Raw genomic sequence first — 14,731 nt, 5'->3', positions numbered from 1 at the left:
GTTCATTTTTAATTGCATTCCCAAGCAATTTTTGTTAAGCTAAAAACAAGTATAAATGAAAGCGAGAACAAGATGACACGTTATCAAGACGATTTTTATGATGCCATTAATGGAGAATGGCAGAAGACAGCTGAAATACCAGCAGATAAGTCTCAAACGGGAGGTTTTGTTGATTTAGACCAGGAAATTGAAGACTTGATGTTGGCGACAACAGACAAGTGGTTGGCAGGAGAAGAAGTGCCTGAAGATGCTATCTTGGCAAACTTTGTCAAATACCACCGTCTAGTTCGTGATTTTGACAAGAGAGAAGCTGACGGTATCACACCTGTCTTACCACTTCTTAAAGAATTCCAAGAATTGGAGACTTTTGCGGATTTTACAGCTAAACTAGCAGAGTTTGAGCTTGCAGGAAAACCTAATTTCCTTCCTTTTGGTGTATCGCCAGACTTTATGGATGCCAGAATCAATGTTCTTTGGGCTAGTGCTCCAGGAACAATCTTGCCTGACACAACCTACTATGCGGAAGACCATCCACAGCGTGAGGAATTATTGAACCTTTGGAAAGAAAGTACTTCTAATCTCCTCAAAGCCTATAACTTCTCAGATGAAGAAATCGAAGATCTTTTAGAGAAACGATTGGAATTGGACCGCCGTATCGCAGCTGTGGTCCTCTCTAACGAAGAAAGTTCAGAATATGCTAAACTTTACCATCCGTATTCTTATGAAGATTTCAAAAAGTTTGCTCCTGCCCTACCTTTAGATGACTTTTTCCAAGCTGTTCTTGGTCAAGTTCCTGATAAGGTCATTGTAGATGAAGAACGTTTTTGGCAAGCAGCAGAGCAATTCTATAGTGAAGAAGCTTGGCCTTTGCTCAAGGCAAGCTTGATCTTGAGTGTGGTTAATCTTTCAACTAGCTATCTAACAGATGAGATTCGTATCTTGTCAGGTGCCTACGGACGAGCTCTTTCAGGAGTTCCAGAGGCTCAAGACAAACGTAAGGCAGCTTACCATTTAGCTCAAGGACCATTCAAACAAGCCCTCGGCCTTTGGTATGCCCACGAAAAATTCTCTCCAGAAGCTAAAGCTGATGTGGAGAAAAAAGTTGCGACCATGATTGACGTTTATAAGGAACGTTTGGCTAAAAATGACTGGCTGACTCCTGAAACTCGAGAAAAAGCCATCGTCAAACTCAATGTCATCAAGCCTTATATCGGTTATCCAGAAGAACTGCCAGCTCGCTATAAAGATAAGGTAGTGGATGAATCTGCTAGCCTCTTTGAGAATGCCCTAGCCTTTGCGCGTGTGGAAATCAAGCACAGCTGGAGCAAGTGGAACCAGCCAGTTGACTATAAGGAGTGGGGAATGCCAGCTCATATGGTCAATGCCTACTACAATCCACAAAAGAACTTGATTGTCTTCCCAGCTGCTATCTTACAGGCACCATTCTATGACTTGCATCAGTCATCTTCTGCCAACTATGGTGGTATCGGAGCGGTTATCGCCCATGAAATCTCTCACGCTTTTGATACCAACGGAGCTTCCTTTGATGAAAATGGTAGCCTCAAGGACTGGTGGACAGAGAACGACTATGCTGCCTTTAAAGAAAAAACGCAGAAGGTTATCGACCAGTTTGATGGTCAAGAATCTTACGGTGCAAGAATCAACGGGAAACTAACTGTATCAGAAAACGTTGCTGACCTGGGAGGTATCGCTGCAGCGCTTGAAGCAGCTAAGAGAGAACCAGACTTCTCAGCAGAAGAATTCTTCTACAACTTTGGTCGCATCTGGCGCATGAAAGGTCGTCCAGAATTTATGAAACTTTTGGCTAGTGTCGATGTGCACGCGCCAGCCAAACTCCGTGTCAATGTACAAGTACCAAACTTCGACGATTTCTTTACGACCTATGATGTCAAAGAAGGCGACGGCATGTGGCGCTCACCAGAAGATCGTGTGATTATTTGGTAAAATGATTTCCTAACTAAGTATAACTTGGAGTTAATGATTCATTTTTGAAGTTTATCCATCTGAAAATGCAATGCTATAGAGGTTAATATGAAGAAATTTTTAATGATGCTCTCAGCTATTCTTTCGATTTCAGTTTTGGCATCTTGTGGTCTCAATAAAAATAGGAGCAATACAGAACCTTCATCTGCACTATCATCTGTTTCCAAAGACGATAAGACTAGTGCATCAACAGAAGCAAAGACTGAAAATACAAGCGACTCGTCAACCAAGGCGTCACAATCGACTGCTGAAAATAAGAAGGAAACTGGACCAGATTTATATAAAGAAGTGATTGAACGTTATAATCACTATACAGAGCTTTTAAAACAAGGTAATAGAGAAGATTTATACGAGGAAAATAAACAACACAAGATTGCATCAGAAGAATATGGCATGATTTTCTCTCGAATGGATTATCAAAATGCACCAGATTGGAAATATGCCATTGTTGATCTGAATAAGGATGGTCAAGACGAGTTGCTTATTGGAGATGAAAAATTTGTGTCAGCCATTTATTATTTTGAAAATCAAAAGCCTAACTTACTTCACACAGCTTATGTAGCTTCTGCGGGAGGTTTTCGCTCAGGATTTGTTATTTACGAAAATGGTCTAGTCTCTTATGCAGACTGGCAGTCAACTCGTCCAGAAATGAACCTTTCTCTATATTCGTTTGATAAAAATGGAGTGCAGAAGATTAAAGAAGCAACAATTCAAATCGGTGGTAATGAAAAAGCAGAGCAAGTTTTAGATATCTCTTCTGAAAAGCTTGATTTGGCTAACATCGATTGGAAAGAATTGAATCCAGCCAATTAGTTTTGAACTATTTTTCTAGTTCAACTTTGATTCTACTGAGCAAGGATTGCTCTAGAAATAGAAACTAAAAAATCCAAGGATGATGAACTGCTCCCCTACAGTTTCTAGTGAATTTTATTTTTTTGCTGTCCATTATAAGGGGAGCATATCTTGTAGTGTGTAGTTCATAGAGATTATGAAATTGAGGTCTTTTCTCATTCTGAAATCCATAGTAAAATATCCTTCTGTATCAAAAACAGGAGGATTTTTATGTTTCAGACCACCATCAATATAGGCTACGCTCGCGTTTCTACCCACAAACAAGACCTGGGCTTGGAGGTGCAAATGGAGGCTCTCAAGCACTGCGACCAGCTCTTTATCGAACGTGAATCTGGTTCAAATAATGTACGCCCAGAACTCGAAAAAGCCTTAAAATTGGCTTCGGACCTTTCGCAGGATGGTAAGCAGGTCATTTTCACTATCTATAAGTTAGATCGCCTGACTCGCTCCATGTTTAAATTGCTAGAACTGATCGAGCGATTTAATGCTTCGGATATTCAGCTAGTCAGTTTGCATGAAAAACTGGAAACCGACTCGCTCATCGGTAGGTTACTTTGCGTCATTTTGGGATTTGTGGCAGAAAGTGAACTGGAAAATCTGCGATTTCGAACCCGTGAAGGACTTCGTAAAGCCAAGGAAAATGGTGTCAAACTAGGTGCCAAGCGAATGTCAAGAGATAAGGAAGAGAGAATTATTGAGCTGTATTTAGCAGGGAAATCAAGCATCAGAACAATAGCAAAAACAGAACGAATTTCGACCTCAACCATCTATAAAGTGTTGGAACGAAACAAGGTGGCCATCAATCGTAAAAATGTTTCGCAAAATTCTTGCTAAAAACAAGATAAAATGCTACAATGAGGGCGTAAATATGTTTCGATTAACGACCGTTTTGCGAAACATTCAAAATAACAATGTGAATATTTCAGAAAATACGAATTTAACAAGGATTTGAGCCTGTGTTGGATTTGTATTTTTTTGTTTTTTAAGTGTATCGTTTAACGGTCGTTATGTGATACACCAAAACCCTTGTCGCTCAAGTGGTTGAGGTTTTCTTCGAAACACTAATATCAAAAAAATTAGGATTTTGTAGTATTTACACACCTTCAAAAGTAGTCTACATTCCTAAGGAGGAAATTATGAAAACAAATAAACTTGTTAAACTCGGTATTGCAACCTTTGCGGTTGCGGTGTTGGGTGTAGTGCCAGCTTTTACAGCTCAAGCAGACACACATGTGGCAGAACAGCCAAATACAGCTCAGGCAGATACACATGTGGCAGAACAGCCAAATACAGCTTCAAAACCAGTAGAAAATGGCAATCCAAGTGATTCAGAAAAACCAGAGGTTAAACCGACTGAAGAAGCGAAACCTGAAGCTAAGTCAACAGCAAACGCAACCGAGACTCAACCATCTGATGCCCCAAGGGAAGATGCAACCTTAAATGAAGAAAAGCATCTTCCTATCCGATATGTGATTGAACTAGATTTTAAGGATATAAGGACTGGGGAGAAAGTAGAACCTAGTAAAACGTTGACAGGAAATGTTAACTTTGGTGAAGATTTAACAATTGCAGCTCCAACATTTGAAGGCTATAGGCTTCAAAGAGCTTACCCCAAAATACTGAATATTAGTTATGATAACCTGAATGATATTTCTAGATCGAAAGATGAGAGATTTATTCTTACCAAAGAGGGCGATACAATCGTGGCACATTGTCAGCTTGAATATGAGACACTTCCGCTAGAGAAGCCTAATAGGAGCGAACGGACTCTTCATATTAGCTTTAGCTATACTGGAACTCCTAAACTTTGGCCCGATGGTACACTCCCACTTCATCGCAAGGCTCATTCCATTGATGATGGAAAACGAAATATAACAGTTACTATTAAGCCAGGTGAGAGTTTTACTTTACCTAAGGGTGATATAGATGGCTATATTTTGGAAGAGATAACGGATGTTAGACACGAAGAGGGAAGATGGGGAGCAACTACTGGTAATTCTTATAAACCTGGAGAAACTGTACCTTACGAGAAATTCAACTTTTATCCTGGTGTTGTTGACGGTGTAGAAAGTGATCATATTTCAGTTAATTATTTTTATTATCGACCAGCGGGCTATATTGGATATGAAAAACCATCTCAACCTACGGAGAAACCAGCACCAAAAGCTGACGAAAATCAAGAGCCCATCAAATATCGTATCGATTATTTCGATGCAGATACGGGAGAGAGGCTATCTCGAGAAATCGGAGTTTTAAACCCTGGTGAAACTATCAATATCCATAAAAATATTGATGGCTATGAGGTAGTTACGAATCGTCGTTGGATGTCTGGTTATAATGTGGACTACCGGTTAATGGATAGATATTTTGGGTCTTCGTCTGGATATCGATATATGTTTCTAGAATATAAGAAGGTAAATGCGGATGCCAAGCCTTCAGAGACTCCGAAACCAGAAGTAAAACCGGAAACGAAGCCTTCTGAGACACCAAAACCAGAAGTTAAACCAGAACCAACGCCAAAAGCTGACGAAAAACAAGAGCCCATCAACTATCTTATCGAATATTTCGATGCAGAAACGGGAGAGGAGATATCTCGAGAATATGGAGTATTAAATTCTGGTGAAACTGTTAATATCCATAAAAATATCGATGGCTATGAGGTAGTTTCGAATGATAGCTGGATGCCTGGATATAATGTGGACTACAGGATAATGAGTAGATATTTTGGTGGTCAAACGTTTGAACGTTACATGTTTCTAGATTATAAGAAGGTAAAGGCGGATGCCAAGCCTTCAGAAACACCAAAACCAGCGCCAAAAGATGAAGAAAAGCAGGAGCCCCTCAAATACCGTATCGATTATTTCGATGCAGATACGGGAGAGAGGATATCTCGAGAAATTGGAGTTTTAAACCCAGGAGAGACCATCAATATTTATAAAGATATTGAGGGCTATGAGGTAGTTTCGTATGCTAGCTGGATGCCTGGTTATAAAGTGGACTACCGGATAATGAATACATATTTTGGTGGTACTTTGGATGACAATTACATGTATCTAAAGTATAAGAAGGTAAACGCGGATGCCAAGCCTTCAGAGACACCGAAACCAGAAGTAAAACCGGAAACTAAACCTTCAGAAACACCAAAACCAGAAGTAAAACCGGAAACTAAACCATCAGAGACTCCGAAACCAGAAGTAAAACCGGAAACTAAACCTTCTGAGACACCGAAACCAGAAGTTAAGCCGGAAACTAAGCCTTCAGAGACTCCGAAACCAGAAGTAAAACCTGAAACTAAACCATCAGAGACTCCGAAACCAGAAGTTAAGCCAGAAACTAAACCTTCAGATACTTCAAAACCAGAGGTAAAACCGGCACCTAAGCCTTCAGATACTTCAAAACCAGAAGTTAAGCCGGAAACTAAACCTTCTGATACTTCAAAACCAGAAGTAAAACCTGAAACTAAACCTTCAGAGACACCAAAACCAGAAGTAAAACCGGCACCTAAGCCTTCAGAGACACCAAAACCAGTTACACCAGCTGTTCCAGATCAACCACAATCTGCTAAACCAGAGAAACCAGTAACTCCAAGCACTAGCCGAATCCTTGCGAATGAAATTGGAAGTGTTCAAGTACGTGCTTCAGAGGAAACACTCAAAAACGTCAGCTACATCAAGGTAGAAGAAACTAAGTCAAATTCACTTACGGCGAAAAACTACAAGGCCTACGATATTCGTCTATACGACGCCAATGGTAAGGCTGTCCAGCCAAATGGCATGGTTCTAGTGAGCCTTTCTGCAGAAAAGCCAGTTGAAAATGTCTACTATGTTTCTCCAGATGGCGCTTTGCAAGCATTAGACTTCAAGCAAGATGCGGATAAGGTAACTTTCGAAACCAATCACTTTAGTATCTATGCTATGACTTTTAAAAATATGTCAGTAAATCACAATGGCGGTAGTATCCAAACGCCAGTTGCAGGTAGTGAAAACCCAACAATCCCTACGCAAAACAGCAATGGTGCAGATGGAACACAACCACAATCCAAACCATTGAAAACTAAGGGAGAAGGTGGAGAGAAAACAAGAAAAACTTTACCAAATACTGGTGAAAATAGCTCAATTCTCACTACACTATTTGGAGTATTGACTCTAAATGCTGGATTGTTTAGCTATCGCAAGAAAGAAAAATAATCACAACCTATAATTTATCCATCAATTATTTGAGGAAAAATTTAGAAAATCTTTTCATGATAAAACGCATATTATCAAGGTTTCTCAACACCTGATAATATGCGTTTTTCTGCTTTTAAAGACTTCTTGCCCAGCCTCTTTGCTCTTGCTAGAAAAATGGATTAAAGGTCTTTTCGTGAGCGATGGTCGTAGCTGGACCATGGCCAGGATAGACATCGTAGTTCGGGAGAGTAAAGAGCTGGGTTTGGATACTATGAAGGAGTTGTTTCATGCTACCTGTAGGTAGGTCTGTTCGTCCAATAGTTTCTCGGAAAAGAGCATCACCCGTTAAGACCAAGTGCCCATCTGGAAAAACAAATGAAACTCCACCGATAGAGTGACCTGGAGTTGGAAGTACCGTAAAGCGGAACTTCTCGATTCGGTATTCTTCATGAAAGACAAAGGTGTGTTCAGCTGGTTTACATACGACATCTGCCATATCGTCGTGTCGAGGAAGACCAGAAAGATTATCAATAGGAGTATAGAGCCAAGATGCTTCACTTTCTGCCACATAAACTGGAGGGGTTCCGAAAGTATCTCTGACCAAGTCCAGACTCAAGATATGGTCATAGTGGGTATGGGTCAGGAGAATTGCACAGACTGGTTTGTTAATGGTCTCGATAGTTTTGCGAATAGCCTCCCAGTTGCTACCCGGATCAACAACAATCAGGTGTTGGTCTTCTTCAAGATAATAAGTATTTTCATAGGCAACAGGGTTCACAGTTTTATGGATTTTCATAGAATTTCCTCTTTCAAAGCATGTACTCCTACTAGTATAACACAGAAGAATAAAATAAGAAATCAATAAAAAAGCCCCTTCAAAGAAGAGACCTTGTTCTTGATTAAAAATGATTCTTCCAGGCTTGGAAGCGAGCATCCAGTAGGAGTTGTGTCAGATTTTTTAAGATTTCAACTTGCTCAGGCTCCAGTGTTTGGGCTTGAGAAACAAGTTGTCGAACATGGTCAATAGCATTTTTAGAAGACAGTTCATTAATGGAGCTAATTCCAGATTCTAGGATGGTACCAAAAAAGAGATCGAAGTAGAGCTCCAGTTCCTCATCGGGAACACTGTCCACCCATTCTTTGAGAGTGTCTTTAATTTGGAGACTCTCGCTACTAATTGCCTCAAGTTGGACAAAGTGGTGTCCTTCAGTTTGCCAGCTAAAGGTGCTGTGTTGAGCAATACCCCCGAGAGCCGTAGATTTGACGACGATAGGAGTATCAGGAACTTCCAGCATCATGCCAATGACAGAACCTTGTGGGACAAAACGGTGAATTTTTGGAATAACATCTTGATAACCAGTGGTCTCAGTCAGATGAGCCTGCAAACCAGGGGCATCATAGGTATAAACTGCAGATATCTTGTCTTGCAATTCAGGTCGAATTTGACTGGCAGCATAGACAGCCAGATTCCCACCTTTAGAATGTCCAGCTACAATCACTTTCTGTTTTGGATGTTGGATAAAGAAATCTTCCAAGTATTCAAGAGCATGTTTTTGGGCAGGGATTTCCTTCATGTAGGTCATGTGGAAATCTTCCTTCCAACCAATAATACTATCGTCTGTACCTCGAAAGACAATCAGATAAGTATCTAAATCAAGGCAATAGGTCATAGCAGCGAACTGTTTCTGTTGCTCCGTATCAATCTCGTTTACAAAGTTAGAGAGTTTGCTATTTTTAAAACGTTTGTGTTGGGATAACTGATCGAGGAGTTGGAGACGTTCTTTATTGGTCAACATGTTAGTCTCACGAGGAACACGTGTTGCGACATCGCTTAAACGATTGACAGGCTGGTCCAATAGGTTATCAAAAGAAAGATAGGTCAGCTCTGTCAGAGCAAGTATATCCAGTTCATTCAAGGGAAGATCGTAAAAAGAATCGTATTGAACATCAGTTAGGTAGTCGAAAATATTGGCCATGGGAACTCCTTTCTTAACTTTTATCTTATCAGATTTGCATCAATTTCGCTAGTAGTGAGGAGAATTTTGCTATAATATAGAAAAAGGAGGAGCAGATGCATAAGATTTTACTAGTAGAAGATGATCCAGTTATCCGTCAACAAGTTGGGAAAATGCTCTCCGAATGGGGATTTGAGGTAGTCATGGTAGAAGACTTCATGGAGGTTCTAACACTATTTGTTCAGTCTGAACCTCATCTGGTTCTCATGGATATCGGCTTGCCTCTCTTTAATGGCTATCACTGGTGCCAGGAAATTCGCAAGATTTCTAAAGTTCCTATTATGTTTCTGTCTTCGAGAGACCAGGCTATGGACATTGTGATGGCTATTAATATGGGGGCGGATGATTTTGTGACCAAGCCATTTGATCAGCAGGTCCTCTTAGCCAAGGTACAGGGCTTGTTGCGACGCTCCTATGAGTTTGGACGGGATGAAAGTCTCTTAGAGTATGCTGGAGTTATCCTCAATACTAAGTCTATGGATGTGCATGTCAATGGCAAAGCTATCAGTTTAACCAAGAATGAATTTCAGATTTTACGTGTTTTGTTTGAGCATGCGGGCAATATCGTGGCGCGTGACGACCTGATGCGGGAGCTCTGGAATAGTGACTTTTTTATCGATGATAATACCTTGTCCGTAAATGTCGCCCGCTTGCGTAAGAAATTGGAGGAAGAAGGTTTGATTGGTTTTATTGAAACCAAGAAAGGAATAGGGTACGGATTGAAACATGCTTGATTTCAAAAGTTATTTTCTAGCTTATATCCGTTCGCGTAGCCGTTTTTTCGTGTTTATTCTCTTACTTACAGGTTTACTTTTTCTCTTTGAGGTCTTATTTGATAACCAAGTGCCCTACTTTAACTATTTCTTCTTTCTATCTACCTTTTTGACGCTTTTGTTTTTGGTATTTGATTTCTTGATAGAATTGCAACGCTATCGTAAGGAATTGTTTTACGGAAAAAGAGAAGCCAAGTCCCCAATGGAGGTCCTACTAACTGAAAAACTAGAGAAAAGTGAAGAGGAACTCTATCAAAAGAAATCAGATGCTGAAAACCGCTATAATGATTTGGTGGACTACTATACACTCTGGGTTCATCAGATAAAAACACCAATTGCAGCCAGTAAACTCCTTGTAAGTGAGGTGGCAGATCGCCAACTGAAACAACAGTTGGAGCAGGAAATTTTTAAGATTGATTCCTATACCAACCTCGTACTCCAATATCTGCGCTTAGAAAGCTTCCATGATGATTTGGTGTTGAAAAAAGAAAATATAGAAGATCTGGTCAAGGAAGTCATTCGCAAATATGCCATTTTCTTTATCCAGAAATCTCTAAGTATTAATCTGCATGACTTGGACAGAAGGATTGTGACGGATAAAAAATGGCTGTTGGTAGTCATTGAACAAATCCTGTCAAATAGCCTCAAGTACACAAATGAAGGTGGGGTTGAAATCTACATGGAAGGTTCAGACCTTTGTATCAAAGATACTGGGATTGGTATCAAAAACAGTGATCGGTTGCGAGTCTTTGAACGTGGATTTTCAGGATATAATGGTCGAATGACCCAGCAGTCATCTGGACTTGGGCTCTATCTAACCCAGAAAATCAGCCAAGAATTAGGACATCAGATTCAAATAGAATCCGAACTTGGGCAAGGAACAACGGTGAGGATTAAGTTCTCTGAAGTGAATTTACTGATTGAATGAAAAGAATTGTGAAGAGCTTGGAAGAAACCTTTCAAGCTCTTCTTTAGACCTTGATATGGTGAGAAAAAAGGCTTCAATTAGATAAAAAATGTAATCTTACAAAAATGTAAGATTAAAGGCCTCTTTTGTAAGGTTATGTTATGGCAAGCCATCTTTTTTTGGAGTAAACTTAGAGCATAAAGAAAAAGGAGAGGAACCATGAAAACAATTTTACAAAAGAAACAAACAAGTAAGCCGAGTCCAAAGGATATCGAGCGAGTTCAAATCGGCATCGAAATGATGCAAGCTCAGTTTCAATTAATGGGATATTAAAAAGGAGAAGTTAAAATGACACTATTAGATGTAAAACACGTTCAAAAGATTTATAAAACTCGCTTTCAAGGCAACCAAGTAGAAGCCCTGAAAGATATTCACTTTACCGTTGAAAAAGGCGACTACGTCGCTATCATGGGTGAGTCTGGATCTGGTAAATCGACCCTACTCAATATTCTTGCTATGCTTGACAAGCCAACGCGTGGGCAGGTCTTCCTAAACGGAACTGATACAGCTACCATAAAAAATTCTGAAGCATCAAGCTTCCGTCGCGAAAAGTTAGGCTTTGTCTTCCAAGACTTCAATTTATTAGATACACTTTCTGTCAAAGACAATATCTTACTCCCTTTGGTATTGTCTAGAAAGCCTATTACAGAAATGATGAAAAAATTGGTCGTGACGGCCGAAAATCTTGGCATCAATCAATTGCAGGAGAAGTACCCTTATGAAATCTCTGGAGGGCAAAAACAACGAGTTGCAGTTGCACGGGCTATCATCACAGAACCAGAAATTCTTCTTGCGGACGAGCCAACAGGTGCCTTAGACTCCAAATCGTCTGCAGCCCTCCTTGATATCTTTGATCAGATCAACGAGCAAGGGCAAACCATTCTCATGGTGACCCACTCAACAGCAGCAGCTAGCCGTGCAAAACGTGTTCTTTTCATCAAGGACGGTATTCTCTATAATCAAATCTACCGTGGTGAAAAGACGGATCGTCAGATGTTCCAAGAAATCTCTGACACCTTGACTGTTATGGCAAGTGAGGTGAACTAGTATGTTTCGATTAACCAATAAGTTGGCCATCTCCAACTTAATCAAAAACCGCAAACTCTATTATCCTTTTGCACTAGCAGTTCTCCTTGCAGTTACTATCAGCTATCTATTTTATTCATTAACTTTTAATCCTAAAATGGTAGAAATGCGGGGTGGATCTTCTATTCAATTTACCCTACAACTAGGTCTCATCGTAGTGACACTTGCATCTGCCATTATCGTGCTTTATGCCAATAGTTTTGTCATGAAAAACCGTTCCAAAGAACTGGGTATATATGGCATGTTGGGACTAGAAAAGCGTCATTTGATTAGCATGACCTTTAAGGAACTCTTGATTTTTGGGCTAGTAACAGTCACTGCTGGGATTGGGATTGGTGCCCTCTTTGACAATCTCATCTTTGCTTTATTGCTCAAACTTTCAAAGATGAAGGTAGATCTAGTCGCAACCTTCCAATGGTCCGTAGTACTTTCAATTCTTTTGGTATTTGGACTTATCTTTTTAGTCATTGTCCTCCTAAATGCTATCCGCATTATCCGTATGGATGCTCTCCAACTATCTCGTGAGAAAGCAAAAGGTGAGAAGAAGGGCCGTTTCCTAGTGTTTCAGACAATCTTGGGACTACTCTCTTTAGGTAGTGGCTATTATCTAGCTCAAAGCGTAACAAATGCTCTATTAGCTATTTCTACCTTCTTTTTAGCTGTAATACTGGTCATTTTAGGAACCTATCTCTTGTTCAATGCTGGGATTACAGTTTTCTTGAAAATGCTCAAGAAAAACAAGAAATATTACTACAAACCTAACAATCTCATCTCTGTTTCTAACCTCATTTTCCGTATGAAGAAAAATGCGGTTGGTTTAGCGACTATCGCCATCCTTTCCACCATGGTTTTGGTCACCATGTCGGCAGCAACCAGTATCTACAATGGTTCTGAAAATATTAAAAAACTCCTGTATCCTCACGATATGTCAATTTCAGGACAAAATGTAGAAGTTGAGGATTTAGACCAACTTTTAACTCAGTATGCCAAGGAAAAGAACCTAACAATCAGCACTAAGGATGTTCTTAGCTATGCAAGTTTCGGCCTTTCTAGTCAAGACGGGACAAAATTAACCGCCTTTGAAAAAGGGCAAAACAATGTCATGCCTAAGACAGTCTTCCTGGTTTTTGATCAAAAAGATTATGAAAAAATGACTGGACAAAAGCTGAACCTTACGAATAATGAGGTGGGACTATTCGCTAAGAACGATGGCCTTAAAGGTCAAAAAGCATTCAGTCTTAACAATCAGAACTATACTATCAAGGAAGCAATCCAGCAAGATTTCCTCAGAGACCATGTTGCTAACCAGTATGTACTTTTGATCTCAGATTATAACTACCTTGTTGTCTCAAATTTGCAGGACTTTTTAGATAAATACCAGGATTCTGCTATATACACTCAGCTATATGGTGGAATGGATGTGACAGCAAGTAAAGAGGAACAGTTAAAGCTATCTGATGATTTCGATGCGTATGTGAATAATTTCAGTCACAATCTCAAGAACGAGAATGGTATGGTTTACGGTGCAAACATTGCGAGTGAGTCAACTGTCGAAATGAACGCTCTCTTTGGTGGAGTCCTCTTTATCGGTATTTTTCTCTCTATCATCTTTATGGTAGGTACTGTACTCGTTATCTACTATAAACAAATTTCAGAAGGTTATGAAGACCGTGAACGCTTTGTCATTCTGCAAAAGGTTGGTTTGGATCAAAAACAAATCAAGCAAACCATTAACAAGCAGGTCTTGACTGTTTTCTTCCTACCTCTGGCCTTTGCCTTCCTTCATCTGGCTTTTGCTTATCACATGTTGAGCCTGATTCTCAAGGTCGTTGGTGTTGTTGATTCAGCCATGATGTTAAGCGTAACTCTTTCCATTTGTGGTATCTTTGCTTTAGTCTATGTCCTAATCTTTATGATTACTTCAAGAAGCTATCGCAAAATTGTTCAAATGTAAAAACAGAAACATCAAAAAAGAGAGTGGGACAGAAATCGTTAATTCGTTAGAATTCGATTTCGTCGTCCCACCTCCGCACAGTTGAGTAGGGCTGTAAAAGCTGATGAAATCAGCGTAGTAGAGCCCACTCAACCACTGCGTCTTGCTCGACAATCCAAAGACAATTGAGAGGCTAGGACTTTTGTCCCAGCCTCTTTTCTAGAGCTGGGATTTTGTACAAGGTTTTATCTCTTATTTCACAACACGTGATTTGTTGGCGATATCAGCTAGGATTGCTGCTACAAACTCATCATGTTTAAACATTAAAACGGTATTCACTTTCAGAGGAGATATCGTTTTTCTTCTTCTTATTCGGATAAGGATACAAAAATTTCTTCTTTTCTCTATCTTTTAAATTAATTGATTTCTTCAGAGAAAGGCTGTAAAATTTTTGATATAATATCAAGGATAGACTGATGGATATTTAATACTCTTCGAAAATCAAATTCAAACCACGTCAGCGTCGCCTTACCGTACTCAAGTACAGCCTGCGGCTAGCTTCCTAGTTTGCTCTTTGATTTTCATTGAGTATAAAGGATAATTTTCAAAAGAATGACAGGTGAGAATTAAAAATATGTAAGATTGGACAGATGTCTCTCTACCATCATCCATGCAGAAACAAGATTATATGAAATAAAAGGAGTAACCAATGTCCGGAAACTATTCAACACGTGAATTCCGCGAGAAACTATATGATGACCTTCATGTTCGATTAAGAGATACATTGATTTTGATGTGTGCGATTTTTATTGCCTCTATAGGTCTAAATATGAATTCAACAGCTGTCATTATTGGAGCCATGCTGATTTCCCCTCTTATGACACCGATTGTTGGACTGGGATTCGGTTTAGCTATTTTTGATACGCGTTTAA

At 39.7% G+C, this 14,731-nt stretch carries 10 protein-coding genes and 1 pseudogene; 9 read left to right on the top strand and 2 right to left on the bottom strand.

Features of this window, described 5'->3' with window-relative positions; translation table 11 throughout:
• The first annotated feature begins 72 nt into the window (after positions 1 to 72).
• From pepO to RQ973_RS07495, 4 genes are all read left to right on the top strand, one after another.
• A complete protein-coding gene (gene pepO / locus RQ973_RS07510; protein WP_311523456.1) occupies positions 73 to 1,965 on the top strand; it encodes an endopeptidase PepO in 1,893 nt (630 codons plus the stop codon).
• 87 nt (positions 1,966 to 2,052) lie between these two features.
• Positions 2,053 to 2,817, top strand: a complete 765-nt coding sequence (locus RQ973_RS07505) for a hypothetical protein (RefSeq protein WP_311523455.1) — start codon at positions 2,053 to 2,055, stop codon at positions 2,815 to 2,817.
• A 249-nt stretch (positions 2,818 to 3,066) separates the two neighbouring features.
• Positions 3,067 to 3,690 (top strand): recombinase family protein, encoded by a 624-nt coding sequence (locus tag RQ973_RS07500; RefSeq protein WP_311523454.1) that lies wholly within the window; start codon positions 3,067 to 3,069, stop codon positions 3,688 to 3,690.
• Between the two features lie 302 nt (positions 3,691 to 3,992).
• Positions 3,993 to 7,043 carry an LPXTG cell wall anchor domain-containing protein gene (locus RQ973_RS07495; RefSeq protein WP_311523453.1) on the top strand — a complete coding sequence of 1,017 codons (3,051 nt, stop codon included), beginning with the start codon at positions 3,993 to 3,995 and terminating at the stop codon, positions 7,041 to 7,043.
• Positions 7,044 to 7,191: 148 nt separating this feature from the next.
• Here the strand turns inward: RQ973_RS07495 and RQ973_RS07490 are convergent, their stop codons facing one another.
• Together RQ973_RS07490 and RQ973_RS07485 are read right to left on the bottom strand one after the other, a co-directional pair.
• Positions 7,192 to 7,821, bottom strand: coding sequence for an MBL fold metallo-hydrolase (locus tag RQ973_RS07490; RefSeq protein WP_311523452.1), 630 nt, complete (start codon positions 7,819 to 7,821; stop codon positions 7,192 to 7,194).
• A gap of 103 nt (positions 7,822 to 7,924) precedes the next feature.
• Positions 7,925 to 9,001 (bottom strand): DUF2974 domain-containing protein, encoded by a 1,077-nt coding sequence (locus RQ973_RS07485; RefSeq protein WP_311523451.1) that lies wholly within the window; start codon positions 8,999 to 9,001, stop codon positions 7,925 to 7,927.
• 95 nt (positions 9,002 to 9,096) lie between these two features.
• On the opposite strand from RQ973_RS07485, the gene RQ973_RS07480 reads away from it, so the two are divergent.
• From RQ973_RS07480 to RQ973_RS07460, 5 genes and pseudogenes are all read left to right on the top strand, one after another.
• Complete coding sequence (locus RQ973_RS07480; RefSeq protein ID WP_000548968.1) at positions 9,097 to 9,774, top strand: response regulator transcription factor; 678 nt, start codon at positions 9,097 to 9,099, stop codon at positions 9,772 to 9,774.
• On the top strand, positions 9,767 to 10,741 hold the full coding sequence (locus tag RQ973_RS07475) for an ATP-binding protein (RefSeq protein WP_311523449.1): 975 nt from the start codon (positions 9,767 to 9,769) through the stop codon (positions 10,739 to 10,741). The genes RQ973_RS07480 and RQ973_RS07475 overlap by 8 nt, the downstream gene beginning before the upstream one ends.
• Before the next feature lie 327 nt (positions 10,742 to 11,068).
• Positions 11,069 to 11,827, top strand: coding sequence for an ABC transporter ATP-binding protein (locus RQ973_RS07470; protein ID WP_006152604.1), 759 nt, complete (start codon positions 11,069 to 11,071; stop codon positions 11,825 to 11,827).
• 1 nt (position 11,828) lies between these two features.
• The gene (locus tag RQ973_RS07465; protein WP_075231212.1) at positions 11,829 to 13,820 is read left to right on the top strand and encodes an ABC transporter permease; all 1,992 of its coding nucleotides are present in this window, start codon (positions 11,829 to 11,831) and stop codon (positions 13,818 to 13,820) included.
• 688 nt (positions 13,821 to 14,508) lie between these two features.
• Positions 14,509 to 14,731: pseudogene (locus tag RQ973_RS07460) on the top strand (DUF389 domain-containing protein); the annotation flags it as partial.

Origin of the sequence: uncultured Streptococcus sp. (assembly GCF_963511325.1) — a bacterium.
GTDB lineage: Bacteria > Bacillota > Bacilli > Lactobacillales > Streptococcaceae > Streptococcus.
Note: the sequence above shows the minus strand (reverse complement) of the source record. Positions and strands in the feature narration are given on the sequence as shown.

What these genes read in the sequence shown, in the direction of transcription:
- RQ973_RS07480 (WP_000548968.1), top strand. Translation starts at nt 9,097, where the DNA reads ATGCATAAGATTTTACTAGTAGAAGATGATCCAGTTATCCGTCAACAA.
- RQ973_RS07500 (WP_311523454.1), top strand. Translation starts at nt 3,067, where the DNA reads ATGTTTCAGACCACCATCAATATAGGCTACGCTCGCGTTTCTACCCAC.
- RQ973_RS07470 (WP_006152604.1), top strand. Translation starts at nt 11,069, where the DNA reads ATGACACTATTAGATGTAAAACACGTTCAAAAGATTTATAAAACTCGC.
- RQ973_RS07495 (WP_311523453.1), top strand. Translation starts at nt 3,993, where the DNA reads ATGAAAACAAATAAACTTGTTAAACTCGGTATTGCAACCTTTGCGGTT.
- pepO (WP_311523456.1), top strand. Translation starts at nt 73, where the DNA reads ATGACACGTTATCAAGACGATTTTTATGATGCCATTAATGGAGAATGG.
- RQ973_RS07485 (WP_311523451.1), bottom strand. Translation starts at nt 9,001, where the DNA reads ATGGCCAATATTTTCGACTACCTAACTGATGTTCAATACGATTCTTTT.
- RQ973_RS07475 (WP_311523449.1), top strand. Translation starts at nt 9,767, where the DNA reads ATGCTTGATTTCAAAAGTTATTTTCTAGCTTATATCCGTTCGCGTAGC.
- RQ973_RS07465 (WP_075231212.1), top strand. Translation starts at nt 11,829, where the DNA reads ATGTTTCGATTAACCAATAAGTTGGCCATCTCCAACTTAATCAAAAAC.
- RQ973_RS07505 (WP_311523455.1), top strand. Translation starts at nt 2,053, where the DNA reads ATGAAGAAATTTTTAATGATGCTCTCAGCTATTCTTTCGATTTCAGTT.
- RQ973_RS07490 (WP_311523452.1), bottom strand. Translation starts at nt 7,821, where the DNA reads ATGAAAATCCATAAAACTGTGAACCCTGTTGCCTATGAAAATACTTAT.